Annotated in this window: 23 protein-coding genes; 8 read left to right on the top strand and 15 right to left on the bottom strand. The window is 38.9% G+C overall.

Annotation, left to right across the window (positions count from 1 at the left end; translation table 11 throughout):
• Positions 1 to 150 precede the first annotated feature (150 nt).
• Entirely contained in the window at positions 151 to 1,011 is an 861-nt protein-coding gene (locus J4N25_RS15020) for an ROK family protein (protein WP_207420486.1), read from the top strand.
• Between the two features lie 34 nt (positions 1,012 to 1,045).
• On the opposite strand, the gene J4N25_RS15015 is transcribed toward J4N25_RS15020, so the two are convergent.
• The 3 genes from J4N25_RS15015 to pyrG all read right to left on the bottom strand — a co-directional run bounded on the left by J4N25_RS15015 (position 1,046) and on the right by pyrG (position 4,856).
• Positions 1,046 to 1,276 (bottom strand): hypothetical protein, encoded by a 231-nt coding sequence (locus J4N25_RS15015; RefSeq protein ID WP_207420485.1) that lies wholly within the window; start codon positions 1,274 to 1,276, stop codon positions 1,046 to 1,048.
• A gap of 121 nt (positions 1,277 to 1,397) precedes the next feature.
• Positions 1,398 to 3,206, bottom strand: coding sequence for a membrane protein insertase YidC (gene yidC, locus J4N25_RS15010; RefSeq protein WP_207420484.1), 1,809 nt, complete (start codon positions 3,204 to 3,206; stop codon positions 1,398 to 1,400).
• A 39-nt stretch (positions 3,207 to 3,245) separates the two neighbouring features.
• The gene (gene pyrG, locus J4N25_RS15005) at positions 3,246 to 4,856 is read right to left on the bottom strand and encodes a CTP synthase (RefSeq protein ID WP_207420483.1); all 1,611 of its coding nucleotides are present in this window, start codon (positions 4,854 to 4,856) and stop codon (positions 3,246 to 3,248) included.
• A gap of 271 nt (positions 4,857 to 5,127) precedes the next feature.
• Here pyrG and J4N25_RS15000 point away from each other — a divergent pair, with 271 nt between their 5' ends.
• Positions 5,128 to 6,363, top strand: a complete 1,236-nt coding sequence (locus tag J4N25_RS15000; RefSeq protein WP_207420482.1) for a M16 family metallopeptidase — start codon at positions 5,128 to 5,130, stop codon at positions 6,361 to 6,363.
• Entirely contained in the window at positions 6,363 to 7,637 is a 1,275-nt protein-coding gene (locus J4N25_RS14995; RefSeq protein WP_207420481.1) for a M16 family metallopeptidase, read from the top strand. Before J4N25_RS15000 ends, J4N25_RS14995 begins: the two co-directional genes overlap by 1 nt.
• A 53-nt stretch (positions 7,638 to 7,690) precedes the next feature.
• Here J4N25_RS14995 and ligD read toward each other — a convergent pair whose 3' ends face one another.
• The 5 genes from ligD to J4N25_RS14970 all read right to left on the bottom strand — a co-directional run bounded on the left by ligD (position 7,691) and on the right by J4N25_RS14970 (position 13,483).
• Positions 7,691 to 10,228 carry a DNA ligase D gene (ligD, locus tag J4N25_RS14990; protein ID WP_207420480.1) on the bottom strand — a complete coding sequence of 846 codons (2,538 nt, stop codon included), beginning with the start codon at positions 10,226 to 10,228 and terminating at the stop codon, positions 7,691 to 7,693.
• Complete coding sequence (gene ku / locus J4N25_RS14985) at positions 10,229 to 11,002, bottom strand: non-homologous end joining protein Ku (protein WP_207420479.1); 774 nt, start codon at positions 11,000 to 11,002, stop codon at positions 10,229 to 10,231.
• Entirely contained in the window at positions 10,999 to 11,490 is a 492-nt protein-coding gene (locus J4N25_RS14980) for a PA2169 family four-helix-bundle protein (RefSeq protein ID WP_207420478.1), read from the bottom strand. Before J4N25_RS14980 ends, ku begins: the two co-directional genes overlap by 4 nt.
• 382 nt (positions 11,491 to 11,872) lie before the next feature.
• Entirely contained in the window at positions 11,873 to 13,243 is a 1,371-nt protein-coding gene (locus J4N25_RS14975) for a dipeptidase (RefSeq protein WP_207420477.1), read from the bottom strand.
• A gap of 63 nt (positions 13,244 to 13,306) precedes the next feature.
• Positions 13,307 to 13,483 carry a hypothetical protein gene (locus J4N25_RS14970; protein WP_207420476.1) on the bottom strand — a complete coding sequence of 59 codons (177 nt, stop codon included), beginning with the start codon at positions 13,481 to 13,483 and terminating at the stop codon, positions 13,307 to 13,309.
• A 118-nt stretch (positions 13,484 to 13,601) separates the two neighbouring features.
• Between J4N25_RS14970 and J4N25_RS14965 the strand changes: the two genes are divergently transcribed.
• Positions 13,602 to 15,092, top strand: coding sequence for a tetratricopeptide repeat protein (locus J4N25_RS14965; protein ID WP_207420475.1), 1,491 nt, complete (start codon positions 13,602 to 13,604; stop codon positions 15,090 to 15,092).
• Positions 15,093 to 15,151: 59 nt separating this feature from the next.
• Here J4N25_RS14965 and J4N25_RS14960 read toward each other — a convergent pair whose 3' ends face one another.
• The 4 genes from J4N25_RS14960 to J4N25_RS14945 form a co-directional block, all read right to left on the bottom strand.
• The gene (locus J4N25_RS14960; RefSeq protein ID WP_242695756.1) at positions 15,152 to 15,709 is read right to left on the bottom strand and encodes a superoxide dismutase family protein; all 558 of its coding nucleotides are present in this window, start codon (positions 15,707 to 15,709) and stop codon (positions 15,152 to 15,154) included.
• A gap of 344 nt (positions 15,710 to 16,053) precedes the next feature.
• Entirely contained in the window at positions 16,054 to 17,361 is a 1,308-nt protein-coding gene (locus J4N25_RS14955; protein ID WP_207420474.1) for an ammonium transporter, read from the bottom strand.
• 440 nt (positions 17,362 to 17,801) lie between these two features.
• Positions 17,802 to 18,245: a DUF421 domain-containing protein gene (locus tag J4N25_RS14950; RefSeq protein WP_207420473.1), complete on the bottom strand. Its 444-nt coding sequence runs from the start codon at positions 18,243 to 18,245 to the stop codon at positions 17,802 to 17,804.
• Entirely contained in the window at positions 18,245 to 18,718 is a 474-nt protein-coding gene (locus J4N25_RS14945; RefSeq protein WP_207420472.1) for a hypothetical protein, read from the bottom strand. The genes J4N25_RS14950 and J4N25_RS14945 overlap by 1 nt, the downstream gene beginning before the upstream one ends.
• A gap of 122 nt (positions 18,719 to 18,840) precedes the next feature.
• Between J4N25_RS14945 and J4N25_RS14940 the strand changes: the two genes are divergently transcribed.
• Positions 18,841 to 19,071 carry a hypothetical protein gene (locus J4N25_RS14940; protein WP_207420471.1) on the top strand — a complete coding sequence of 77 codons (231 nt, stop codon included), beginning with the start codon at positions 18,841 to 18,843 and terminating at the stop codon, positions 19,069 to 19,071.
• A 396-nt stretch (positions 19,072 to 19,467) separates the two neighbouring features.
• The gene (locus tag J4N25_RS14935; RefSeq protein WP_207420470.1) at positions 19,468 to 20,961 is read left to right on the top strand and encodes a TlpA family protein disulfide reductase; all 1,494 of its coding nucleotides are present in this window, start codon (positions 19,468 to 19,470) and stop codon (positions 20,959 to 20,961) included.
• 31 nt (positions 20,962 to 20,992) lie between these two features.
• Here J4N25_RS14935 and J4N25_RS14930 read toward each other — a convergent pair whose 3' ends face one another.
• The 3 genes from J4N25_RS14930 to J4N25_RS14920 form a co-directional block, all read right to left on the bottom strand.
• The gene (locus J4N25_RS14930) at positions 20,993 to 21,634 is read right to left on the bottom strand and encodes an MgtC/SapB family protein (protein ID WP_207420469.1); all 642 of its coding nucleotides are present in this window, start codon (positions 21,632 to 21,634) and stop codon (positions 20,993 to 20,995) included.
• Positions 21,635 to 21,798: 164 nt separating this feature from the next.
• Positions 21,799 to 22,161, bottom strand: a complete 363-nt coding sequence (folB, locus tag J4N25_RS14925) for a dihydroneopterin aldolase (protein WP_207420468.1) — start codon at positions 22,159 to 22,161, stop codon at positions 21,799 to 21,801.
• A gap of 124 nt (positions 22,162 to 22,285) precedes the next feature.
• Positions 22,286 to 23,098, bottom strand: a complete 813-nt coding sequence (locus J4N25_RS14920) for an SDR family oxidoreductase (protein WP_207420467.1) — start codon at positions 23,096 to 23,098, stop codon at positions 22,286 to 22,288.
• Positions 23,099 to 23,242: 144 nt separating this feature from the next.
• On the opposite strand from J4N25_RS14920, the gene J4N25_RS14915 reads away from it, so the two are divergent.
• Complete coding sequence (locus J4N25_RS14915; RefSeq protein WP_207420466.1) at positions 23,243 to 23,611, top strand: hypothetical protein; 369 nt, start codon at positions 23,243 to 23,245, stop codon at positions 23,609 to 23,611.
• A 76-nt stretch (positions 23,612 to 23,687) separates the two neighbouring features.
• Complete coding sequence (locus J4N25_RS14910) at positions 23,688 to 26,003, top strand: TonB-dependent receptor (protein ID WP_207420465.1); 2,316 nt, start codon at positions 23,688 to 23,690, stop codon at positions 26,001 to 26,003.
• Position 26,004: the final 1 nt, after the last annotated feature.

The following is a 26,004-nucleotide window of genomic DNA, read 5'->3' as shown; positions in this document are numbered from 1 at the left end:
CATATAAAATTAACGTTCATGACCTTATTTTCTAAGTTCTTCACACACAGTAGTAATATAATTATTACTTAGAAAATAATTGTCATTTTAAGAATTTAAGCTTTAATTTGGCCAACAAACAATTAAAACCTAGGTTACCAACCAGACATTATGAGCAATCAGATCGTATCCGTTGATATTAATATCCCGGGCATTAGAGCGGCAATTGTGGACAACGACACCAAGACAGTATTACCTGAAACTGAATTTTTTGAAGAAATAAGTGCCGATGAAACTCTAGAAAACTTCTTAGAAAAGTGGACAACTGTCATCACTCGGGTTCACGCTTTAAGGGAAACACCCATTTCTAAATTTGCAATAACTATTCCTGGCCCTTTCGATTACGAGAACGGAGTTTCTTTGATGCATAACCAGAAGAAGTTTGAATCTCTGTATCAACAAAATGTAAAGACCTTACTTGCCGACAGACTGGGTATTTCTCCTATAAACATCAGAATGGATAATCCGGCTCCGCGGGTAGTTAAGGCGGAACAGATGGCCGGGGCAGTGAAAGGATATAACAATATCTTGGGATTTACCTTAAATTATGGATTGGGGTCAGCAAGAGTAGTAGATGGGGTGTCTGAAGATGCAAATATGTGGAATAAGCCTTTTAAAGATGGAATAGCAGAGGATTATATAGGGATTGGATGGCTGATGCAGCGTTACGAGGATTTTACAGGAGTACGCCCTGCCGACATCGCAGATCTTACTAATATGGCTTCTAATGATGATGGAATTGGGCAGCTGGTTTTTAATGAGTATGGAGAGAACTTCGTGAAATTTTTGCTCCAATATATTAGTTCGTTCAATCCTGATGCTTTATTAATTGGCGGGCATAATAATGCCTGGGAATTATTTATAGACCATGTAAGGGACCGTTTGGGAGACAAGGATATAAAAATTCCTATTGTCTCAGCAACTTTAGGTACTGCAGGAACATTGATAGGTGCGGCGGACCTTTGGAGTTAGATAAAAAAGAAAAGCGCTTTTAAAGGCGCTTTTTTTATGCATTCCCGATATCTGCTTCTTCAATTTCTTTTCCAATTGATTCGATAACAGATGGAGAAAGATCAGAAATCTCAACAGATTTCCATCTTCCATCAGCATCTTTATAAATCCTCGCGATAAATTTGAGTTCCTGAGTAATTACAAAATTGCCTGGTGCTTTATCCTTCTGCACCTGCAAAGTTTGCTCTATATTGTTTATAAATAGTTTTATTTCCGAAGCCTGCATAAGTTAATATTTGTAGATATATCAAATAAACCAGGCTTTTGTTTGAACAAGGAGTGGGGGTACTACAACCGAAAAAAAAAACGGCCCGTTAAGGCCGTTTTAATTAACATCATTCTAATGCTTATTTTTTGTTTTGTTTCGACTGTTGCTGGCGCATGTATTCTTCCATACGACGCTGGAAACTAGACTGTTTCTTCTCGCCTTCAGGTTTCTTCTTATTCTCCTGAATCTGCGCGTGGATCTTTTCGTCGTTAACAAACTGCCTGATCAAAAATTGCTGGCCGAACGTCAACATGTTTGCAAGGAAGTAATAATAATTTAATCCGGCTGGGTAACTGTTCAATACACCAAGGAAGATAATAGGAGTAATGTAACCTATATACTTCATCTGTCCTGTAGCTCCCGATGTTTGGTTATTGAAGTAAGTGTATATTAACGTTGAAATGGTCATTAAAATACACATCAAGCTCAAGTGATCTCCCATAAAAGGAATCTCGAATCCGAAGTTTACGAAAGAGTCATAGGTCGACAGATCTGTCATCCATAAAAACTTCTCCCCCCTTAACTCGAAAAGGTTCGGAAAGAAGAAGAAGAAAGCCATTACGATCGGCATTTGAAGTAGCATTGGAATACAACCGCCTAATGGATTTACGCCGGCCTTTTTATACAACTTCAGATATTCTTGTTGAAGTAAAGTAGGATTATCTTCTCCAACTTTAGCTTTAATTTCGTCCATCTCTGGTTTCAATACACGCATCTTAGCCATTGACAGGTAAGATTTATAAGTAAGCGGAGAAAGAACTAGTTTAAGGATGAGGGTAAGAACTAAAATTATTAAGCCATAACCCCAGTTAAACTTTTCTAAAGCGTTAAAGATAGGCAGTACAGCAAAACGGTTCACCCATTTCAGAGGTCCCCAACCCAGGTCAATGATTCCTTCAAGATTATTTCCTTGTGCTTTTAATGTATTGTACCTGTTCGGCCCGAAGTAAAACTCCATGGCATATGAATTCATTTTAGCGGGCAGCGTGAGGCTCGCTGAGAAGCCTTTAACAACACCAGGCTCCGCTGAAGTACTTACAGCAAGGTTTGCTTTATCGAAACCTTCTTTAGAAATAAGGACATTGGAGAAAAAGTGCTGTTTGAATGATACCCATTGGATTTTGCCATCTTCTCCAATATCTTTTTTCTCATCCTCGGTAGTGCCAATATGTTCAACCGGCTCGTCTCCTTGCTGGTAGTATGCTCCCGAGTATCTATGTTCACTCTTGATATCTTTTTCCTTCTGTCTCAACAATGCATCCCAATGAATTGTAGGAGCAGCGGTCATAATATTTTCCAAACCTTTTGTTACAATGTTGAAACCTAGCTTGAATCCTTCGCCTTTTAAGGTATAAACATATTGTAAGGATTGGTTAGGACCGTAATTGGCGGTGAATGTAACTGCTGCAGAGTCTTTTTGAGATACCTTTAACCCTGGAGCTGAGGGACTAAAGAACAGATCTTTAGTGTTTATATTAGAACCATTTGCTTTAAGAGCAAGATTGAAACTGCTTTCTTCTGCCGTAAACAGAATCAAAGGTTTTTGATCGTAAGTCTTGAATTTTTTTAATTCTACACTTTCTACTCGACCGCCTTTAGTATTAATATTTACTTTTAAATCTTCGTTTTCAAGAACTACAACTTGTGCATTTCCAACTCTCGCCCTTCCGAAAGGACCTTTTAATAAGTTAGAATCAACTGCGGTGGGGGCAGTTGCTGCGGCTGGGGCAGGCTTTGATTTAGTAAGTTTTCCCGACTGCGCTTGTTTTATTGAGTCCTGAACGATTCTTTCTCTTTTTAGTTCTTCTTCTGACGGCTTCATAAAGTATGTAGCCCCGAAGAGGATAACTAAAATCAGAAAAAATCCCGTGAATGTATTTCTATCCATTATGTGGTATTTCCTTATCTTTTTTCTTTATTGTTGTTCTTATTTCTTCCTTTTACCTGCTAATGCAGCTGCGACAAAGCTAACAAAAAGAGGGTGTGGATTAGCAACAGTTGACTTTAATTCAGGGTGAAATTGGCCACCGACAAAGAATGGATGGTTTTTCAATTCTACTATTTCAACAAGATTGTTATCCGGATTCATTCCTGAGGCAAGCATACCTGCTTCTTCATATTGAGCAAGGTACTCGTTATTGAACTCATAACGGTGCCTGTGTCGCTCTGTAATGCGTGTTTTTCCATAAATTGCAGCAGCTTTGCTTCCTTTTCTCAAGTCGCACACATACGATCCAAGACGCATAGTTCCACCCTTGTTCTTAATCTTCTTCTGCTCTTCCATCATGGAGATAACTGCATTGTGCGTATCTTCATTCATTTCTGTACTATGAGCATCCTGAAGGCCCAATACATTCCGTCCAAACTCAATCACTGCACACTGCATTCCTAAACAGATACCAAAGAACGGAATATGTTTCTCGCGAACGTATTTTATTGCGGAGATCTTACCTTCAATACCCCGGCTTCCAAATCCTGGAGCAACTAGTACACCATCAAGGCCGGCAAGTTTTTCTGCTACGTTTTCCTCTGTAACACTTTCAGAATGAATGGAGTGTATCTGCACTTTACATTCGTTTCTTGCACCGGCGTGAATAAATGACTCGATGATGGATTTATAGGCATCCTGTAATTCTACATACTTCCCAATTAATCCGATATTAACTTCAGCTGTTGGGTTTTTTAATCTTCCCAAAAAGTCCTTCCAACTTTCAAGGTTAGGTTCGTGTTTTAGGGGAAGCTTTAATTTAGTTAAAACGGTTTTGTCTAACTGCTCCTTAAGCATTAATAATGGAACGTCGTAAATTGTTGAGGCATCTATTGACTCAATTACTGCATTGATGTTCACGTTACAGAATTGAGCAATCTTACGACGAATGTCTTGAGTAATATGGTGTTCAGTGCGGCAAACTAGTACATCAGGTTGAATTCCATACTCTAAAAGCATCTTAACAGAGTGCTGAGTTGGTTTTGTTTTAAGTTCTTTTGCAGCTGCCAGGAAAGGAATTAGCGTTAAGTGGATCACAAGAGAATTACTGTATCCAACTTCCCACCGGAATTGACGCACCGCCTCAATAAATGGGAGGGACTCGATATCACCTACTGTTCCCCCTAATTCTGTAATTACGATATCATATTCACCACTTTCTCCCAGTATCCGGATATTTCTTTTTATTTCATCAGTGATGTGAGGTACAACTTGTACAGTTTTACCTAGATATGCACCCTCACGCTCCTTATTAATAACATTCTGGTAAATGCGTCCGGTTGTAACGTTATTTGATTGGGATGTCGGTACATTTAGAAAACGCTCGTAATGACCAAGGTCAAGATCTGTTTCAGCACCATCTTCAGTAACGAAACACTCTCCATGCTCATAGGGATTTAAAGTTCCTGGATCAATGTTGATATAAGGGTCAAACTTTTGAATAGTTACGCGATAATCGCGGGCCTGAAGAAGCTTAGCTAAAGATGCGGAAATAATACCTTTTCCTAAAGAGGAGGTAACGCCACCCGTAACAAAAATATATTTGGTCATTTAAAAAGATTTTTTAATTGACTACCTCTTTGGGGTAAAATCAATTGTTTTTGTACGGGATGCAAAGTTACGAAAATTATCGACTCCTGCCAGTTTGTGGAAAACAGAATTATGTTGATAAGAGTTTAAGTGAAATTGTGATTAGAGGATTTATCCCTGCCAATTAAAAAACGTTTACATTTGACCTTCATAAAAGCTGAAATTAGCTCCAGAGTAAAGGAAGATCACGTCATTATTTTGGTTTTTCACTTTGAATTTATACTTTGAAAAAATGGTAGATTTCAATCGATTTGTTTTAAGCAACGGACTAAAGGTATTGGTACACGAAGACTTTACTAATCCAATGGCTGTTGTTAATGTATTATACGATGTGGGTGCCAGAGATGAAGATCCGGATAAAACAGGCTTCGCACATCTTTTCGAGCATTTAATGTTTGGAGGATCTATTAATATTCCTTCATATGATGAACCTCTTCAGCGCGTCGGGGGAGAGAATAATGCATTCACGAGCAACGACATTACTAATTATTATATTACTCTTCCAGCTGCAAACCTCGAAACGGCCTTTTGGCTGGAGAGTGACAGGATGCTGAGTTTGGCCTTTTCTGAGAAAAGTTTGGAAGTCCAGAAAAACGTTGTCTGTGAGGAATTTAAGCAAAGATACCTGAATCAGCCATACGGAGATGTCTGGTTGAAATTGAGACCGCTAGCTTATAAAGAACACCCATACCGCTGGGCTACTATAGGAAAAGAATTATCTCATATAGAAGACGCGACCATAGAAGATGTGAGAGGTTTTTTTGCCAGACATTACAATCCTTCCAATGCTATTTTAGTGGTAGGTGGATCTGTTTACACTGCCGAGGTAAAAGAATTGGCTGAAAAATGGTTCGGTTCAATTCCAAGAGGAGAGAAGCCTCTCCGTGATTTACCTAAAGAGCCAGTACAACTAGAAGCCAGAAGGGAAATTGTAAAGGCGGATGTACCATTAAATGCTATTTACATGGCTTTTCATATGCCTGGCAGACAGGAAAATGGCTATTACGAATGCGACCTGATCTCAGATATACTATCCAGAGGAAATGCGTCTAGGTTATACATGAGCCTGGTTAAGGAGCAAAAGCTTTTTTCTGAGATTAGTGCTTATATTACCTCAAGCTCTGATCCCGGTTTGTTTATTATCGAAGGAAAGTTGACAGAGGGAATAGACCCTCAATTAGCAGAAGCAGCGATCTGGAACGAATTAGATATTTTGAAAAGAGAACTGATCCCTGAACGGGAACTAACTAAAGTAAAGAATAAGGTGGAGTCTACAATGGTCTTTGCCGAAATGAGTTTATTGGATAAAGCGATGAACCTTGCATTCTTTGAACTAATGGGAAATGCAGCAGAACTAAACAACGAAACTCAAAAATACCTTTTGGTTAGTCAGCAGGATCTGCAAAATCAGGCGGTAAAAGTATTCACCAAACAAAATTCTTCAACCCTTCTATATCTGGCTAATTAATGATAGAAAGAACACTGGCGCCTGCATTCAGACAGGTTGAAAACATAGATCTTATAAAAGCAGAGGAATATAGTCTTGATAATGGCATAAATTTATTCTCAATCAATGCTGGTTCTCAGGACCTCGTACGCATAGAACTTATATTTAATAACGTAAACTGGGAACCATCTAAGCCCCTTCAGGCATATGTAGTAAATTCCATGCTTGTTGAGGGAACAAGCACACTCAGGTCACACGAAATAGCAGAAGAAATAGATTATTACGGTGCTTTTCTTCAAACTGATTATAATTACGACCAGTCTGTTGTTACCCTTTATACTTTAACCAAGCACCTTGAATCTACCCTTCCGGTAGTTAAGCAGGTCATTACTGACTCAGTTTTCCCAGAGGAGGAGCTTTCAACATTTATAAGGAATCAAAAGCAAAAGCTTAGTATAAACCTTGAGAAGAATGACTTTTTAAGTCGCCGGATCTTTAATAGGGCTCTATTTGGCAACACTATTTATGGCTTTAGTTCTTCATCTGAGGATTATGATAAATTGACCCGGGATCAACTTGTCGAATATTTTAATCTTGCTTATCGTCCGGATAACTGTACTATAGTTGTATCTGGACAAGTAAACGACTCTACCATAGCTTCAATTAACAATCATTTTGGAAGAGGTTGGGATAAGGGTGTAAGCTTAACACAGAATTCCTTTAGTTTCCCGGTCAGAAATGGATCAGAGCATTATTATGAGAGGGAAGGTGCTTTGCAGTCGGCAATAAGGATTGGTAATCTGTGTGTTAACAGAAACCACCCTGATTTTGCTGCTCTGCAAGTTTTAAATACTGTTCTTGGCGGATATTTCGGATCTCGTTTAATGGCTAATATTCGTGAGGATAAAGGCTACACCTATGGAATTGGATCGGCACTCGTATCCTTTAAAAATTCTGGGTACTTCTTCATTGCCTCAGAAGTAGGAGCCAACGTATGTACTTCAGCAGTGGACGAAATTAAAAAGGAGGTAGACTTGCTTCGAACTGAACGTATACCTGAAGAAGAGTTAGCATTAGTTAAAAACTATATGTTAGGTTCTTTTCTGGGAGGTCTGGAAAATGCGTTTTCACATGCAGATAAGTTCAAAAATATCTATTTCTCAGGCCTCGACTATGACTATTATTCCAATTACATACAAACAGTAAAATCAATCAACTCAGACAAGCTTCTTGAGTTGGCAAACTTCTATCTCAATTTCGATTCCTTCGAGAAAGTGATAGTTGGTAAGAAATAAACCTGGCAAAAGGCAGGCATTGAAGAAACATCTTCTTTGCCTGTTTTATTGTTTTATTCATTCAGACTTTCCAGTGCTGCTTTAAGATCCGTCGATTCTTTCGTTATATCCTGCCATAGGTCTCCTTTCTCCTTGATTCTATCCAGGGTATTGAAGATAGTAAATGATTTTATATTAAGGTTCTCATTTACTTCATCCCATGACAATGGAGTAGAAACTGTAGCTCCGGGTTTTGGCCTTACAGAATACGGAGCAGCGATAGTCTGTCCGCGTCTGTTCTGTAAAAAATCGAGGTAAATTTTCTTTTTGCGCTTAGACGGACTCCTTTCAAGGCTCGTTGTATCAGGGTGTTGCTCCAATATCATCTTGCCCAGGTACTGAACGAAGTTCTTAATTATATCGTAGTCATATTTAGCTCCTACATGAATAAATATGTGTAAACCTCTCGATCCGGAAGTTTTGATGAAGGATCGTACTTTCATCTGATCCAGTATTTCTTTAGTAGTCAGGGCAACGCGTACCACTTCAGCAAAGTCATCGACATCATTAGGATCCAGGTCCATAACTGCAAATACAGGATGTTCAGGCTTTTTAAAAGTGCTAAGCCAAGGATTAATTTCTATGCAGCCCAAGTTTGCCATCCATAATAGGGTAGGAAGATCATTACAGATCAGGTAGTCAATATCCTTATCATTACTTTCAGAATGAATGGGTTGGGATTTTATCCAGGAAGGAATTTGATCTGTATCCAGGTCCTTCTGGAAAAAGCTGCTTCCATTAATGCCATTGGGATGTCTGTTTAATGATAAGGGGCGATCTTTTAAATAGGGAAGTATATAGTCATTGATATCTCTATAATACTCTATCAAATCGCCTTTGGTAATGCCTTCCTCAGGCCAGTAAATTTTGTTGAGGTTAGTTAGTTTAACCACCTTCTTTCCAAACGTATCTTCCTTCTCATTTACAGTTTTTGTTTCCATAACTTTAGCAGTTTTTTCCTCTGCAGAAGGAGGGGTGCTTAATTCACTTTTACCCTCTGGTTCGGGAACAACCTCCGTAGGGTTTTTATCCTCCCTTAATCCCTTAAAAACAGGATGCCTTAGCACATTATCGTCAGTCCATTCGGAGAAAGTCACTTCGCAAATCATATCCGGCTTAATCCAGGTTACGCTTTTCTCTTGTTTAACTTTCACCCGTACCGGCTTATCTTCAACTTTAAGCGGTAGCATTTTGCTGTGTAAAGACTTTAAACTTTCTTCATTGAATCCAGTACCCACGTTTCCAATATACCTTAACTCTCCATTATCAATCATTCCCAAAACAAGTGATCCAAAATACATTCTGCTACCCTGTGGTTTGGTGAAACCGATTATTAGGGCTTCCTGTGAGTTCTGAACCTTAAACTTTAGCCATTTGCCCGATCGCTTATCGCTTTCATAATTACTTGAGCCATCTTTGGCAATGATCCCTTCCCAGCTGTTTTCCACTGCTTCTGCAAATAGTTTCTTGCCTTTACCCGAAACGTGCTCACTGAAGGTCACAGAGCTTTTTGGTCCTTTTTTTAATAAAGCCGCAAGTAGTTCCTTTCGCTTGATAAGGTCCAATTGCCTTATATCGTGTCCGTTTAATGCAAGCAGGTCAAAAGCGTAAAACTTCAGTTGGGTGCCTTTGTCATTCGGATCGTAATTCTGCAACTTTTGAAATAATGCTTTTCCACTTTTATCCTCAACTACAAGCTCCCCATCTATAATAGCTTCGTCCTTAATATTCGCAAGGGCTTTTGAAATAAGCTTATATTTCGTGGTATAGTCAAGTCCGTTTCTTGAAAGTAATCTTACTGTTTTACCTGTTGAAGCAATGATCCTATAGCCATCCAGTTTCTTTTCGTATATCCAGTTTTTGTCATCAAAAACATCTCCTTCAAGTTTAGCTAACATTGGTTTGAAGCTTTCTATATCAAGTTTTTCTTCAGATGTTTCTTTTTCGGTTTCTGCCTTAGGTCGGGTCTTTGTTTTCGCAACTTTGGCGAGCTTCTTCCGGTCCTCACCACGTTTTTTCTCCCGCTCTGAAATCAAATCTTCAGCATCGAACTTTTCGGCCACTGCAAACTCATCTTTATGCTTAATCAAGAGCCAGGAATTTTCTTCACTACTTTTAAGCTTTACCAGGGCGAACTCGCCTTTGAGGATTTTCCCATGAAGCCTGAATTTTAAATTTCCACTATAAAGGCCTTTTTTTAGTTCGGCTTCCCCTGGTCCATCCAAGCCTTCGTATGTTCCTTCGTCAAAAATACTTACTACTCCAGCACCGTAATTTCCTTCAGGAATTACACCTTCAAATGTCCGGTAATCGTAGGGGTGATCCTCAACCATCATTGCAAGACGTTTGTCTTTTGGGTTAAGGGATGGGCCTTTTGGAACAGCCCAGCTTTTAAGAACGCCTTCTAATTCAAGCCTGAAGTCGTAATGAAGGCGTGAGGCATGATGTCTTTGGACTACAAATTTAAGTGCGTCTGTCGACGATTTTTCGCCACTGTCTGGCTCTGCTGTTTCATTAAAATTCCTTTTCTTTTTATATTCTTTTAATCCCATTTAAGCTCCTTTCCGGGATGTGTCAAGGCTTTGCATCAGCATTTCATATAAATTATCATCAGATGCTTTTTTAGGTTTTAGTTTCTTAATTGTAGGTTGTTTTCCTTTTGCTTTCAATTCTATAATTCGAAGCAGCTCATGGTGATATTCGTCCTTGAACTTTTCGATTTCCAACTTAGCACTGTATTGGTTGATCAGAGCTAGTCCCATATCTAATTCCTTTTTGCTAACCTCTACGTTATCAGGTGTTAATATCTCTTCAGATGAACGAACTTCTTCTGCAAAGCGGATCTTGGAAATGACAATAACTTTTTCAAGAGGGTGGAGGATACACAGGTTTTCACTGGTGCGAAGAACGAAACGCCCAAGGCCAGCTTTTTTTGATTTTTGTAATGCTTTGTGTAACAATGCATAGGCCTTTCTCCCTTGAGTTTCTGGCTCTGCATAGTAGGCTGTTTCGTAGTATATAGGATTGACCTCGTCCATATTAACAAAATTTTCGATCTCGATCATTTTGCTTTTCTCTGGCGCAGCCTCATCAAAGTCCTTATCTTCCAAAATCACATATCCTTCGTTGTAAGGATATCCTTTAACAATTTGATCGTAAGGAACTTCTTTTCTTGTTTTCTCATTGATTCGCTGGTAGCGGATTCTCGAATGATCCCGGCTATCTAGCATATCAAGGCCTAATGAGCTGCTTTGAACAGCCGAATATAATTTAATTGGGATATTAACTAACCCAAAGCCGATAGAACCTTTCCATATTGATCTCATAGGCCGTCCATTGTGTTATCAGATCGAAACATGTTGAAGTACATCTGGTCAAGTTCGAGAAAAGATTGATTGATCGTGAAGCGCTGCGAGGTGATAAAATACTTCAGTTCTTCGTCTTCAAGAATACTTCCTTGTAAAACGTCGTCATAACCGTCCAATACAGTCTGTTCTGCGTTCCGGCAGCTTTCTATTATTTCCTGATCACCGCTTCCGGATGCTTTAGCCTTAATAATTTGCCAGGAACGTTCCAGGCTCGACAAGAAACCTAAACTATTTTCATCCGGATTTCCTCCCAATCTTATAATACGATTTTTAAGTTCAATTTGTAAAGCTTCTCGTTCAACTAATAACTGATTGAGGAAATTCTTGAATTCAGTATTTTTAACTTTTTCTATAGCTTCCTGAAAATGCTTACGACTGTCTGAAACTAACCCTAACAAACGCTGCAGCTGTTTAGTATGGTTCTCGGGATATGTTGTAGTTTTCATAGGTTTAAATTCAAGCTTGATATTACTTTGAAACGCCCCTGAATAAAAATGGTTTTTAATTAAGCATAACTACCAAAGCACTTTCATTCCATTTTGGGTCATAATTGATATTATGTTAATTAGACTTTTTCTTATACCTCCTTTCAATTGTTCTTCAGCTATTTCCCGCTATATTGTACCTTGAATGGTTACCTATTTAGGTATTAGAAATAGCTCTTCTTTTTTAGGTTCATTCGAGGACTAGTCGTTTAGATTTCGGGCTTAAGAAAGAATCGTTTTATTGTTTTGAAATAATATTTAGGAACTCAATTGAGATTAAGGCCTTAAACACAACAAGCATCCTAAGATTAAGATGCTTGTTGTATCTTTATTTTTTGTTTAGTTATTTGCTTAGATCAGCAAAGTGTTTGAAAAATAATGGTATCGTTTCAATTCCCTTGTAATAATTAGCGAGATCGTATTTCTCGTTTGGCGAATGCAGATTGTCACTATCTAGTCCAAAGCCTAGCAATACTGTTTTAATCTCCAATTCTTTCTCAAATAATGCAACTATCGGAATGCTTCCACCACCTCTGGTTATAACGGGTTTTTTACCAAATGATTCTTCAATTGCTTTTTGGGCCGCCTGGAATGCAATACTATCTGTTGGAGTAACCACAGGTTCGCCCCCGTGATGTGGTGTTACTTTAACCTTTACTGATTTTGGTGCAATGCTCTCAAAATGGTTCTTGAATAGCTCTGTGATTTTCTCCGATTTCTGATTAGGAACAAGACGCATAGATATTTTAGCGCTAGCTTTAGATGGCAATACCGTTTTTGCTCCTTCTCCAATGTATCCACCCCAAATTCCATTAAGTTCCAATGTCGGTCTGATTCCAGTTCTTTCAATGGTTGTATAGCCTTGCTCTCCCCAAACTTCATTAACCTGAAGATCATTTTTGTATTCCTCTTCATCAAATGGTGCAGAGTTCAATAATAATCTTTCCTCTTCCGTTAAACTTTGTACATCATCATAAAAGCCAGGAATAAGTATGTGATTATTTTGATCATGCAGGGATGCGATCATCTGACAAAGAATCGTTGCTGGATTAGCTACGGCTCCTCCGTAAACACCCGAATGCAGGTCGCGGTTTGGCCCGGTTACCTCCACCTCCAGATAAGATAGGCCTCTTAATCCTGTTTCCAGTGATGGGGTGTCCAGACTAATCATAGCAGTATCTGATATTAATACCACATCTGCCTTAAGTCTTTCCTTATTCGCTACAACAAAGCTTCCTAAGTTGTCTGAACCAACTTCCTCCTCTCCTTCTATCATAAATTTAATATTACAAGGAAGAGATTCAGTACGAAGCATTATTTCAAAAGCCTTAACATGCATGTAAAACTGACCTTTATCGTCGCAAGCTCCACGAGCAAAGATCTTCTCGCCACGAATAGTGGGTTCAAATGGAGGTGTTTCCCATAATTCAAGAGGATCAGGAGGTTGAACATCATAATGTCCATACACAAGGACAGTTGGTTTAGAAGGATCAATGATCTTTTCGCCGTAAACTATTGGGTAGCCTGCAGTGGCAGCCACTTCCACATTGTCTGCACCTGCTTCCCTTAGCTTCTCTGCTACAAAGTCAGCAGTTTTGAGAACATCCCCTTTGTATTTAGGGTCGGCACTTATGGATGGAAAACGAAGCAGCACAAACAATTCGTCTAAAAAACGTTGTTTGTGCTGCTCTACGTAGGTTTTAATGTCTTGCATGAATCCGGTTTTTTACAAATATATAACCGGAACGGATTAGGAGTAATTAATTGTAAAAATTAATTATCCGCCCCATCCGCCGCCATTGCCTTCAGATCCGCTCTTGCTATCATCTCCACCTTCTTCACCATCCATAGTTTTCTTCTCAATCTTTACTTTTTCTGGTTGAGCTTCGTTGTCTTTTTTACATGCCGCAAAACCAATGCTAATAATAACGGCTGCTAATAAAATTTTTTTCATGTTGTTTAGATTTGATGTACAATATAAAGTATAAAAATAGATAAAATAACTTATTAACGTAACGATTTATAAATAATGTGGTATAAATTAATTTTCGTAATTTGTCCCTGTTTAAGAGATGAAATTAAAATTACTCCTTTTTCTTTATTTTATTAATCTTTCAGTTTCTTTTGCTAACCAACAAGATTTCAAGACAGATAGTTTGAAAGTTGTTGAATTAAATAAGTATGCAGAAAAAGTTAGACAAATCGATCCAAAGAAAACTATTTATACTGCAAATCAAGCTCTCAGGTTAGCAGAAAAAATAAATTTTGAATTAGGTCAAGCTGAAGCTTATCGTGTTATGGGAACTGGGTATTCCATTCTTGTGGAGGACGATACTGCTATTTCTAAGTTTTTGCTAGCCTTGAACCTATTTAAAAAGCACAAAGATTTTTATGGCGAAGCAATGGTGTATAATAACATCGGCAATCGGTATAAAAACTATGATAGAAGAAAGGCGCTTTCATACTACCTTAAATGTATCAGTATTGCTAAAAAGATAAAAAATGACGAGTTAGTAGCCGGATGTTCCATTAACGTTGCAAATATTTATACTAAATCCAATAAGTACGAAGCAGCATTAAGTTACTTGAATAAGAGCTTTGAATACTTTAAAGAGAAGAAAGATACATTAAGTATTTCAATTATTCTCCTTAGTAAGGGATTCCTTTATGGGAAGACAAAAAGATACAATGCCGCGGTAGAGGTCTTAGAAGAATGCGAAGAAATTTGCCTCAAAAATCAATATTATCCCCGACTATCGACTGTCTACATGTATTTGGCTGATATTTATATGGCTCAAAAGAAGTATAACAAGACTGAAGATTTTATAAAAAAAGGACTGGCGATATCCGAAAGAGTTGGCGAGGTTAAACTTAAACAAGACTTCACGAAGCAATTATATTACTTAGCTAAATCAAAAAATAATTCTGTAGACGCATTGAAATACTTGGAGAATGTTTACAAAGAAGACAGCATTTCTATTCGTGATTTAGTCAGTAAAAAATATTCTCTTCATCAAGAACAGTTTGACTTTATTGAAAAGCAAAAGCAAACGGAAATCCTTCTTGAAAAGCAAAAAACAAACAGGGTCAAATATATTGCAGCTGTTATAGTTTTAGCTTTGTCTTTTGTGGTTATAGCCCTTCTGGTTATTCAATCCCGTAAGAAGGCTAAAACGTTGCATAAGATGCGAGAGCTTAACGAGGAGATTTCTGTTCAGAAAGAAAATTTGGATAAGATAAATCAAAACCTTGAAAGCATCATAGAGGAGCGTACTGAAGACATAAAGGCCAAGAACTTAAAGCTTTCACAGTATTCGTCTCACCTTTCGCACGAGATCAGAAGCCCGGTTTCTACTATCAAAGGGCTCCTGCTGCTTGACGATGAGGATTTGATAGATGATCAGGAACTAATTGCTGAAGTAAAGCGCTGTGTGGATGATATTGATAATAAGCTTTTGAATATTAATCATATGTTGCATAATCCTCAGTATAAGGCCTTTGTTTTGCCAGAAAACAGCGCAAATATAATCCCCCCTCCTGCTGATAATTCTGAAGAGCATTAATAGGAGGTCCCACACGATATTTGATAACAAGAAAGGGTTCCAATGGGAACCCTTTCTTGTTATTTCTTGGCCACTTCAATTACGCCACAGCCAATTCTTGATCCGGCGTTTCCGGTTGGTTGGGTTACATAATCGTCTGTTCCATCATGGACAATCAATCCCCTACCGGCTACATCATTAGAATTTCCGGTACCAACAGACCATTTATCGGTCTTAATCGATAACGATCCCTTTCCAGCTGCATCCAGCTGCACATTCCCGATATCTCCCAAATGATACTCACCACTTCCCCACTTTCCATGTTTGCTATTCGTTGGGTTCCAGTGACCGTGTGCATCGTTCCCTTGATTTCCGCAGTCGCCATGTTCGTGAATATGAACCGCAACTGTTTTATTCGCTTTTGCAGGGAAATTAATTTCTAACTTCATCTCAACCTCATTCTGTTTTTGAACGAAGGTTATTGATCCACTTCCTGGTACCTCTTGCTTCGTTGAATTTATTGTAGCTCTTGCCTCTCTTGTGCTTCCACCTTTTAAACTGGAACAAGAAAAGGCTAATAATGACGACCCAATAATCGCCATTGCGGTCATTTTTCTAGTAAACGCTGCTTCTGACATTTCTATCTTTTTTGAATTACAACAATTAAGTAAATAAAAGTCCAAAGGTTTGAAAATTATTTAAAAGCAACAAAAGGGTTTTATGGTAAATGTAGACTTGAAGATGTAATTTGAGTAAGGATCTTGTGATAAAGGGATTCTAAGTGAGCACTACGTATGGGTGGCCGGGTAGCTTAACCTGTATATGTCCTGCCCTGATGTTACTAAGGAGTAAAGCCATCATCATTTCCAGTCTTCTCCTTATTTTATAAGGGTTTAAATAAATATTCATCCAAAAGATTAAAAGAACTGAAATCAAAAAAAAACCCGCATGAGGCGGGTTTAATAAAAAGAACGATTTACCATTATAATTCTTCGTCGTGCTGACTGATGTCAAGACCGATTTCTTCTTCTTCTGATGTTACCCGGAGAGGGCTGATCGCATTGGTAATCAACAATAAAAGATAAGAACCAACAAATGCAAAAATTGAAACTCCAACAAGCGCCATTAAGTGAACCATAAATAGTTTAGTTTCACCATAGAATAAGCCGTTACCTGTGGTGTTTGCGGCGTTAACTGTTTGATTGGCAAAAATACCAGTCATTAGCATACCTACCATACCTCCAACACCGTGACAAGGAAATACATCAAGAGTGTCGTCTATTTTGGTGCGAGAGCGCCAGATTACTACCAGGTTACTTATAACCGCTGCAACTATACCAATTACTAAAGAATGTGATACCGTTACGAATCCTGCAGCAGGTGTAATTGCTACTAAACCAACAACTGCCCCGATACATGCACCCATAGCAGATGGCTTTTTGCCCCTGAACATATCAAAAAATACCCAGGCCATAGCAGCAGCTGCAGAAGCTGTGGTTGTGGTTGCCAGAGCTGTAGCAGCCAAAGTACCGGCGCCTACAGCAGAGCCCGCATTGAAACCGAACCAACCGAACCATAACAAGCCAGTACCCAGGATTACATAACTTACCCTTGCAGGCGTGTGCTCTGCTTTTGTCCGGCCCTTAAGGAATAATGCTGAAGCAAGTGCAGCCCATCCTGCAGACATATGCACTACTGTACCACCAGCAAAGTCAAGAACTCCAAGGTTGAACAGTAGTCCGTTAGGATGCCAGGTTGCATGAGCTAAAGGTGCATAAATAAGGATCATAAACAAGGTTATGAAAATAAGATAAGAATTGAATTTGATACGCTCTGCAAATGCACCTGTAATTAATGCTGGCGTAATAACCGCAAACTTTAATTGGAACATTGCGAACAAAACCAAAGGGATAGTTGGAGCCAGAGACCAAACTGCATTTCCTATCATACCTTTCATCATGAAAAACGTACCTGGATTACCAATTATTCCGCCTATGTCATCTCCAAAGGCTAAGCTAAATCCGAAAACAACCCATAGGACTGTTATCAGACCCATACATACCAAGCTCTGGAGCATTGTCGAAATAACATTCTTTTTGCGAACCATTCCACCATAAAAGTACGCGAGGCCTGGAGTCATTAATAAAACCAGAGCTGTTGACACCAGTAACCATGCCGTGTCTCCGGTGTCGATTTTGCTATCGGCAACATTTGCGGCTTCGACCGAAGGAAATGCTAACCCAAGCGCTACAACAACGAGTAATAATAGAAAAGGTAATACTTTTTTCATCTTAACTTTGTTAATGTTTAATGTAATTAGAAATAAAAGTGGTAATTTATTTTATAATTACAAACAAAAACGGGTTAAAATTGATTAAAGCATTAAAAAAAATGCTTCTTTTAAGTCAATTTTTACTTAAAAGTTTTCCTTTTGTGTTTTAAAAGGTGAATTTGTGTATAGATTTTAGTTATTCATGTCTCAATCGGCGCGAGAAAAGGAAGATGTTCCTATGTTCTATAAGTTTCAACCAAGATATGACTTGTAAACATCGTCATATGGTTCATTTGTGAAGTATATTATAGGTTCTTCTTCGGTATGTGAGGCTTCAAATATGATTTTTGTCCCAAATTCGTAAGGCTCTATAGCTATTACTCTTTGTTTCTCAAATCTTGTTGGTTTATTGTCTATTAATACTGTAAAAAAAGTGGAAGTCATGTTTCTTTTTGTTTCTAAATAGGAATAATACTTATCGTACCGTCTTTTTCAAGAACAGCATATTTTATTTTATCGAGGGAATCTATACCCTGCATTTTTCTTGCCGCCTCAAGGATGTCCTCAACTTGCAATCTTGATTTCTTTATTCGCTCTAATAAAGGTTTGCCATCCTTTAATATAATCAGCGGAACTCCGTTCAAAATTTTATCGACCTTAGAAAAGCGGTTCGAAATCAAGGATACCATAATATCAATAAAAACAAGTGTGGTTATGGCAAGGAGGCCACCAGTAATAGAATTATCATCATCTATCAGAGATTGTTGAATAGCCTCACTTATTATCAATAACAAGACAAGATCAAAAGTGGTCATTTCTCCCACTGTTCTTTTGCCGCCTAGTCTCAGGATTAGGAAAACAGCGACATATATAAATGCAGATCTAAATACTATGGATTCCATCAGAAAAAAATAAATTGGTGAATGTCAAGTTTGAAGCCGTTAAACTCCAATAACAATCGTTGCTCTCCGCGTCCTATGGGTTTTAAGTAAAAAACTATATTGTCGCTTCTTCGGGAGTGAAACTTGTATCTGATCTTTTGACCCTCTAGTTTTACTGATTCAGGCTCCGGTGTCACCTCTTCTATTTTAATCTTTTTTGTGTAATCAGAATTTACCAAGATCGAAGAGTCTTTACTGAGCTTGTTGGCTTCAATAATTATTTTGGAACTTAGTGAATACCGTAACAATTTGTCGTATTGTATTGATAGACCTGCGTGGCTTACTCTTGTGTGACTTAAAAAGCCCCCTCCAAATAGACCCATGGCGCCTCCTGCTACTATCAATCCCATAAATATCCATCCCGCTCTTAGTATTGGCCATTCTTTCTTTTCGATGGCAAGGTCTTTCTCTAGTGCTAAAGTGTCTTTCTGCATTTGCTAATATGGGTGATGTTAAGACTAAACCCTCTTTTTTTTAAGATTGTTTCAGAACGGCACTTCTGAAAAAAAACTCAACAAAGCTCAGGGCGGCTTGTTGAAGCAGAAAAGTGATATGTATGAAAAAGCAAGATGGAGAGCAGTATAATATTCCAGGGCAACCTGATAAAGGCAAACCAGATCCTCATTTGCCTACCGATGACGAAAAGAATGCGATAAGGAGTGGTGCTAAGAATGAAGACCAGCTAGAGCAGTTAAAGCCTCAAGGCGGGGATGATAAAGCGGCCGGAGAGGTAGGCTCACCACCTGTGACTCGCACCGATCAAGGAGATAAAGAGGATAATTCTTAAAGTATCAATCAGGTATATAGGACTTTGCGCTCGTATATGCCTGGTTTTTTCCGGAAACTGCAATAACCTCACTATGGCAGAATCTTTGGCACAAACCCCGTAATGAATTCTTTATCCAACTTCTTTTCCAGGAAACTTTTTTTCCACTATTTTGATTTAATATTCTGCACTTTTCCACAATTTATCCGTCTGGCTGCTTTTGTATTATTATCAATAGAGGCTCATTTTCAGTTATTTAAAACTTTAGTTCTTAAATTCGTTCACTTATCCACATTCAGGGCGCACTTATCCACGCTTTTTAACACCTTATTCACACTCTTCAGTATGTAACCTAAAATTAAATATACAGTAACAAATGCTGAATTTTATAAAATATGATGTAGTACTTAAACCGCAATGAAAAAAACTCTCTCACTTCTGTGTATTCCCTTTGCTGTGCATGCTCAGAAAAATGTTTTTCTTAAGGGTAGGCTTCCTGAATTTGCAGGAAAAACTGTACTCCTTGAAAACAGCAAGCAATTGAAAGCGCCTTTGTATTTTGATGCTAAAGGTAACTTTGTGTTTAGCGGAGAGTTGGACAGTGCTTATTACACGATAGATAAGGACATTCAACTGTATTTGGGCCCGGGAATGAATCTTGTTTTAGAGGGAAAATTGAACGAACTTCATCTGCAGGGGCCGGGAGAATTGGAAAATAATGCTCAGGCGAACATCAATTATCTTATTCAAAAAATTTTCCCTGTTAGCAACGGACATCTTCAAAAAGAATTCAATCTTATTGAACCCGAAGATTTTATACAGCTTACCAAGCAATTTAAAGATCAGGCTTTTTCTCTGTTGTCAAAGCAAGGATTCGGCAGCAAATTTTTCAAATCCCAACAAGACCATGTCGACTATACTATTAAATACTTCATACACGATTATCTAAAAAGATACGGAATCGACCCAGTCAGAGAAGACGAGTATTATAAGCTTGCTCAATCTTTGAAGCCGGGAAGCGATTTGCCAGAAATCTTACTTCCAGCTGCTAAAGCCATTTATGTGCGGCGTCTCCCTCTAGAAAAAATTGCAGAACTTCAGGCCATGGTTTGGGAGGATTTTGACTTGAATAATGGGGAATTGTATTCATTCTCTCCCTATTATAAATCCCTCATTTCAGTTCGGCTCGATGCCCTGCGCACTGCAGAGTTAGTAAAATCGCCCTATTTCAAAAGTAAAAGTTCATTTGAGTTAAAAAGGGACATTGTTCAACGCGATTTTGCCGATGGTCCGATTAAGGAAGAGTTATTGTTTCAAAATACTTTACAATTGATCTGTGGAAGTATTAACGACGATAAGTATTTGAAGGATTATTTAAGTGTAGCAAAAGATCCTGGATACAGGGAGCTGGTCCAGTTGAGATACGATAAATTGAAACTTGTTAGTCCCGGTTCGGAAGCTCCTTTATTTAGTTATAAAGATCAAACCAACCATACTGTATCCTTAAGTAACTTTAGGGGAAGTTATGTATTCCTCGATGTATGGGCAACTTGGTGCAGCCCTTGTAAGCAAGAACTGCCTTATTTAAAAGAAATTGAGCAGCGCTACCAGCATCAAAACATAAGGTTTGTTAGTGTGTCAGTAGACATGCAGGCGCACCGCGAACGTTGGTTGCAATTCGTTAAGGAACAGAACCTCCCTGGTACGCAACTAATAGCAGACCGGGACTTTAGATCAGACTTTATTCAGGCCTTTGGTATTAACACCATACCTCGTTTTGTTTTGATTGATCCGGATGGTAGAATTGTAGACAGTAACGCGCCTCGTCCTTCTAATCCAAAGCTTCAGCAAATACTTGATAAGTTGCTATTGAACAACCTTTCATCTTGTGCAACTTGTTCTTCAAAATGAGGTTTTGATGTAGTATATCGTACTCTCCTATTTAAATCATTACATCTGCAATGTGATGCGATTCAATCAAGTAACGATTAAAGTCGGCTAGCAGTTTCTTCCGTCCTGATACTTCAAAAACAAGATGGATCTTATTATTGCATTTGGTAAGTTGAATCTGCCTGAACTGCAATCCTCTCTGTACGGCCTCCTTGTCCAGCGACTCAAGATGAGACATGCTCTCATCGATAAAAATCACTTTGAATTTCCTTTGGTGATGGAGGAAATCTATTAGCATTTCAATCTTATTGAAAAGAGAAAGGATAACCAGCACAATTAGGGTTAGTATGATAGATAGGGAATAATGGAAAGTTCCTATTACCATTCCAAGGGCAGCAACGACCCAGATTACCGCTGCAGTTGTCAAACCTTTAACCGATAGCCCATCCTTGAATATTACGCCCGCGCCGATAAAACCTATCCCTGTAATAATATTAGCAGCAATCCGGTCATCGCTCGTATTGGAACTCCTTTGGGAAACTATGGTGAAAATGGTGGAGCCCAAACATATTAAAATCAAAGTTCTGAACCCGGCATTTTTATTTTTATACTCTCTCTCAAAGCCAATAATGCTTCCGCATGCTATAGAGATCAGTATCCTTAGTAGATCATGATATTCAAATTGAAATTCCATTTCGTTAGATTATAATTGGTATAAACAGAATAAGCTAATATCCGCCCCTTTTCCCCGATTATGTATACGGCTTCACGTCATCCATAGTTATTCATAAACCTACATTTCCCCTGAAGAAAGAAGGATCTGAATAAAAGGATTGCACCTATACAGGAAGATTAAGATTATTTGCTGTATGATAGTTGGATCAAAGAGTTCTTGATTTCAGCGCCCATGGGTAAACACATCTTCCGGATTGAGACTTCCGCTTTAGTAACAAAGGGAAACTCAACGATAACCTGCCTTAGTATTCCATGTGCTACCGTTTCAAGAAGCTTCCGGGTTTGCTTCATTTCAGATTTGGCTATTTCAAATAACCGCTCATAGTTAACTGTATTCTTAAGATCATCCCCTCCATCATCAGTGACCTCCATCTCTGTAATAAGATCTAAGATGAACTCATTTCCTATCAACTGCTCTTCGGGATAAAAACCATGAAATGCAAAAAAACGAACGCCTTCAAGGGCTACTCTCTGGGTAATTGGCATAAGCCATCAAAAATAGAAAAGGAATGGCTGTATTGAAACTATTTTTGCCTCCTGTGCATAAATAGCAAGGCTCGTATGCTTTGAAATCTATACGAGCCCTAAAGTTAGAAACTTAATGATCAACCTATACGCCGCTGTTCACTATAAAGCCTCCATCCACGTTGACAACTGTACCTGTTACAAATTTAGAAGCATCGCTTAACAGCCAAATTAATGCTCCAATTAATTCGTCAGGATGACCGAAACGTTTAAATGGTGTTTGGTTTAAAACAAGTTGTCCTCTTTGAGTATAACCTCCATCCTCTTTAGTCAATAAAGCGCGGTTTTGATCGGTAAGGAAGAAACCAGGGGCAATAGCGTTCATCCTGACTTTGTCCTGATATCGGTTAGCAAGCTCAACCGCGAACCAGCGGGTGTATGCATCAACAGCCGCCTTTGCAAGGCTGTAACCCATTACCTTACTTAAAGCACGCTGGGCAGACATTGAAGAAATATTAACAATGCTACCACCATTTTCAGTAAGCGATTCTCCAAAAACCTGCGTAGGAAGTAAGGTACCCCAAAGATTCAGGTCCATTACTTCTTTCATACCGTCAACGTTCAACTTAAAAATATTTTCATCAGGCTGGAGGATACCATCTGGACGATTCCCACCTGCGCCATTTACAAGACCGTCTATTCTACCGTAGGTTTTTAATACCAGATCTCTCGCAGCCAATAACTGCGCTTCATTCTGTACGTCAGCGATAAGTGCAATTGCTTTACCACCTTTTTTAAGAATCTCTTCTGCCCGTTCATTAGCAACTGCCTCATTACGCCCCAGTACCCCTACTATAGCGCCAGCTTCTGCTAGTCCGTTAACAAACGAGTGACCTAATACCCCTGTGGCCCCGGTTACAATTATTACTTTGTCCTCTAATGAAAAACTTGAATGCATTCTGTTTTTTCTTATGTGTGATTTTTCTGTTTGTGATCATTCTTTTCATCCCACGGCCAATGCAATAGGTAGACAGATGCAAAAAATTAAAAGTCATAACTTCCCTTGCTTGAGAATAAATTGCTGGTTACTTTTGTCCGTAGTATGATTCGCAAACTTACGGCCTTCATTTTAATATTAACCCTGCTAAGCGCAAATTTTAGCCGGTTTTTTATTTATGCAGGTTTCGCTGCGAATAAACATTTAATCGCTTCTGCACTTTGTGAAAACCGGGACAAGCCGCAGCTTCATTGTAACGGTAAGTGTTACCTGATGAAAAAGATCAAGTTAGCGGAAGAGAAAGAAAAGAACCAGGAAAGACGAGCGCAAAGCAATACTTTTCATGAAGTATCAAGCTTTCCCGAATATACCATCTCTGTTCCTGTTTCATTTGTCTCTATAAGTTCATTCTTCGAACCAGAAAGCAAGCCTTTTAACTCCAGCAGAGCTATCTTTCAGCCGCCCCGCGCATAATTCCTTTACAGAATTTTATTAGAGTTATTCGATGGATCTTTTCATCGAGGAAAGTTTACATGTTAAAGGATTATAAATGAGAACTATCATTTTTGCATGTCTCATGCACCTTACCTGTTTTCTTTATGCGCAAAAGCAGAACGTTATGGTTCGAATTGTCGATTCACGTTCACAAACAGCATTACAAGGCGCAGACATAAGAAGCATAGGTAATGGATCAATAATATCACAAAGTAATGCACAGGGGCGTTCAACTGTTAGTCTGAACGATTCAATAGAAGTTTCAAAACCAGGCTATAATACAATAAGAGTATTGGCTGTAGAGGGATTAGTGGTATCTCTTGAAGCAACTTCCAACTTCCTTTCTGAAGTTGTAGTTTCTGGTAGTCGCGAGCAGCAATCCCGTAAGGAAATTCCAGCCGCCATAAGTAAAATCAATTCTGCTACGCTCACTGAAACCAGAGCCACAGCACTTTATCAGTTACTAAATAAGTCGGCTGGAGTTTATATGGTAAACCTTGGTAACGAACAGCATACCATGGCCATACGTCAACCTATAACCTATAATGCCCTTTACCTTTATTTAGAGGATGGGCTCCCTATAAGACCAACAGGTATTTTCAACCATAATGCCCTCTACGAGATCAATATGAATGGACTTAAAGGTATCGAAGTGATCAAAGGGCCCGCATCCTCACTTTACGGTAGTAATGCCATTGGTGGTTCTATCAATTTCATTACTGCAAATCCTCCTATTGGACAGCAGGCTCAGCTCTCAGTGCAGGGAGACGGGTACAACTATTATAGGACCGATATCAGTACAGGCCTTACTCGCGGAAAGCTTGGCGTTTATGTTGGAGCATACACGGCCAGGCAAAAAAATAGCTGGCAGGATTATACAGATTTCGATAAATATTCAGCGAGTTTAAAAACCACTTACGATTTCAATTCAGCCAGTCGCTTAACTGTAGCTGGAAGCTTCAGCTATCTTGATACACAAACCCCTGGTAGTTTGGATAGTGCCCGTTTCTATAGCAGAAGGTATAGTAGTAATCAGCGTTTTACCTACCGCAAAGTAAATGCTTTACGCCTCAGTGCGAGGATTGATCATCGCTGGAACTCAAGCAATAGTACATTCCTGACCGCGTTTTTCAGAGATAACTCGACTGGCCAGTTACCCAGCTATTTTATAGGTGATAGTATTGCAAAAGACACTAAGAAGTATGTCCTTTCGAGGGGGCAGGAAAATAACCTCAGCTTTAAGAGTTTTGGACTGCTCACACAGCACAGCTCTCAAATAAAGTTCCTGAATTCGAAGTTCCAGATCGGAGCCTATCTTGATTATAGCCCAAGTACCTTCTATGCAAATTACCTTTCTATAAATAAGGATGTGCCGAGTAATTTTTATACAGGTTTTAACAAGACGGACTCGGTGATCGATAACTATAAAACAAATCTCGTTAACGCGGCTACCTTTGCCCAGTTACAAGTTAATCCGATTAAGGCATTACGTGTAGTTGCAGGTTTGAGGTATGATAACCTGATCTATAATTTTGAAAACAAGCTGCCTCTGGGTAAAACGAAATATAAACAAAACGAGAAAAACGTTTATTCGGTGCTTGCTCCCAAGCTTGGTTTAACTTACGATTTCGGTAAAGGCTTTGGTGTATATAGCAATTGGAGTGTTGGATTTCAACCGCCAGAAACCAGCTTCTTGTATAGTGCAAGACAAACGAATATTCTAGAGCAAGCTACCTTTCAAAATTACGAGTTGGGTGCCTGGCTACCAGTTCATGAGAAGCTGAACATTGAGTTAGCAGCTTTTGCCATGAATGGCAAAAATGAAATCATTACCGTTATGATGCCAGATAATACTACACAAAATGATAACGCTGGTGCTACCCGCCATCGCGGTATTGAGTACACATTGGTATACACGCCAACAAAGCAACTTGGTCTTCGCTTCGGTGGAACCTATGCTGAACACAAATACCAGGAATATAGCGAGCTTTTATTTGGAAAGACAGTGTTTTACAATGGTAATAGCATGGCTAATGCCCCTGCTTCGATTATTAATTCAGAAGTTACCTGGAAGCCGGGTTTTGTAGCGGGACTTAGGATGGCGGCAGAGTGGCAGTCTATCAGTAAATATTATGTAAATAGCGCCAACACCAGATCCTATAGAGGCTACGATATCTTTAATCTGAGGTTCGGGTATGACATCAAAGCAAAAGTGGCAAAAGGCGCGGGCCTTTGGCTTAATATTATGAACGTCACGGATCAACTGTACGCCAATAACGTGACGGGGAATCAATATGGAGTTACTTATAATGCCGCCGCTCCCCGCACTGTTACCATCGGTTTAACTTATTCCTTTACCCATTTAAAGTAAT

The sequence above is a fragment of the Desertivirga brevis genome (assembly GCF_017355835.1).
This window is presented reverse-complemented; position numbering and strand designations above follow the sequence as displayed.

Coding starts and splice junctions, on each gene's coding strand:
- J4N25_RS15020 (WP_207420486.1), top strand. CDS start 151: ATGAGCAATCAGATCGTATCCGTTGATATTAATATCCCGGGCATTAGA.
- J4N25_RS15015 (WP_207420485.1), bottom strand. CDS start 1,276: ATGCAGGCTTCGGAAATAAAACTATTTATAAACAATATAGAGCAAACT.
- yidC (WP_207420484.1), bottom strand. CDS start 3,206: ATGGATAGAAATACATTCACGGGATTTTTTCTGATTTTAGTTATCCTC.
- pyrG (WP_207420483.1), bottom strand. CDS start 4,856: ATGACCAAATATATTTTTGTTACGGGTGGCGTTACCTCCTCTTTAGGA.
- J4N25_RS15000 (WP_207420482.1), top strand. CDS start 5,128: ATGGTAGATTTCAATCGATTTGTTTTAAGCAACGGACTAAAGGTATTG.
- J4N25_RS14995 (WP_207420481.1), top strand. CDS start 6,363: ATGATAGAAAGAACACTGGCGCCTGCATTCAGACAGGTTGAAAACATA.
- ligD (WP_207420480.1), bottom strand. CDS start 10,228: ATGGGATTAAAAGAATATAAAAAGAAAAGGAATTTTAATGAAACAGCA.
- ku (WP_207420479.1), bottom strand. CDS start 11,002: ATGAGATCAATATGGAAAGGTTCTATCGGCTTTGGGTTAGTTAATATC.
- J4N25_RS14980 (WP_207420478.1), bottom strand. CDS start 11,490: ATGAAAACTACAACATATCCCGAGAACCATACTAAACAGCTGCAGCGT.
- J4N25_RS14975 (WP_207420477.1), bottom strand. CDS start 13,243: ATGCAAGACATTAAAACCTACGTAGAGCAGCACAAACAACGTTTTTTA.
- J4N25_RS14970 (WP_207420476.1), bottom strand. CDS start 13,483: ATGAAAAAAATTTTATTAGCAGCCGTTATTATTAGCATTGGTTTTGCG.
- J4N25_RS14965 (WP_207420475.1), top strand. CDS start 13,602: ATGAAATTAAAATTACTCCTTTTTCTTTATTTTATTAATCTTTCAGTT.
- J4N25_RS14960 (WP_242695756.1), bottom strand. CDS start 15,709: ATGTCAGAAGCAGCGTTTACTAGAAAAATGACCGCAATGGCGATTATT.
- J4N25_RS14955 (WP_207420474.1), bottom strand. CDS start 17,361: ATGAAAAAAGTATTACCTTTTCTATTATTACTCGTTGTTGTAGCGCTT.
- J4N25_RS14950 (WP_207420473.1), bottom strand. CDS start 18,245: ATGGAATCCATAGTATTTAGATCTGCATTTATATATGTCGCTGTTTTC.
- J4N25_RS14945 (WP_207420472.1), bottom strand. CDS start 18,718: ATGCAGAAAGACACTTTAGCACTAGAGAAAGACCTTGCCATCGAAAAG.
- J4N25_RS14940 (WP_207420471.1), top strand. CDS start 18,841: ATGAAAAAGCAAGATGGAGAGCAGTATAATATTCCAGGGCAACCTGAT.
- J4N25_RS14935 (WP_207420470.1), top strand. CDS start 19,468: ATGAAAAAAACTCTCTCACTTCTGTGTATTCCCTTTGCTGTGCATGCT.
- J4N25_RS14930 (WP_207420469.1), bottom strand. CDS start 21,634: ATGGAATTTCAATTTGAATATCATGATCTACTAAGGATACTGATCTCT.
- folB (WP_207420468.1), bottom strand. CDS start 22,161: ATGCCAATTACCCAGAGAGTAGCCCTTGAAGGCGTTCGTTTTTTTGCA.
- J4N25_RS14920 (WP_207420467.1), bottom strand. CDS start 23,098: ATGCATTCAAGTTTTTCATTAGAGGACAAAGTAATAATTGTAACCGGG.
- J4N25_RS14915 (WP_207420466.1), top strand. CDS start 23,243: ATGATTCGCAAACTTACGGCCTTCATTTTAATATTAACCCTGCTAAGC.
- J4N25_RS14910 (WP_207420465.1), top strand. CDS start 23,688: ATGAGAACTATCATTTTTGCATGTCTCATGCACCTTACCTGTTTTCTT.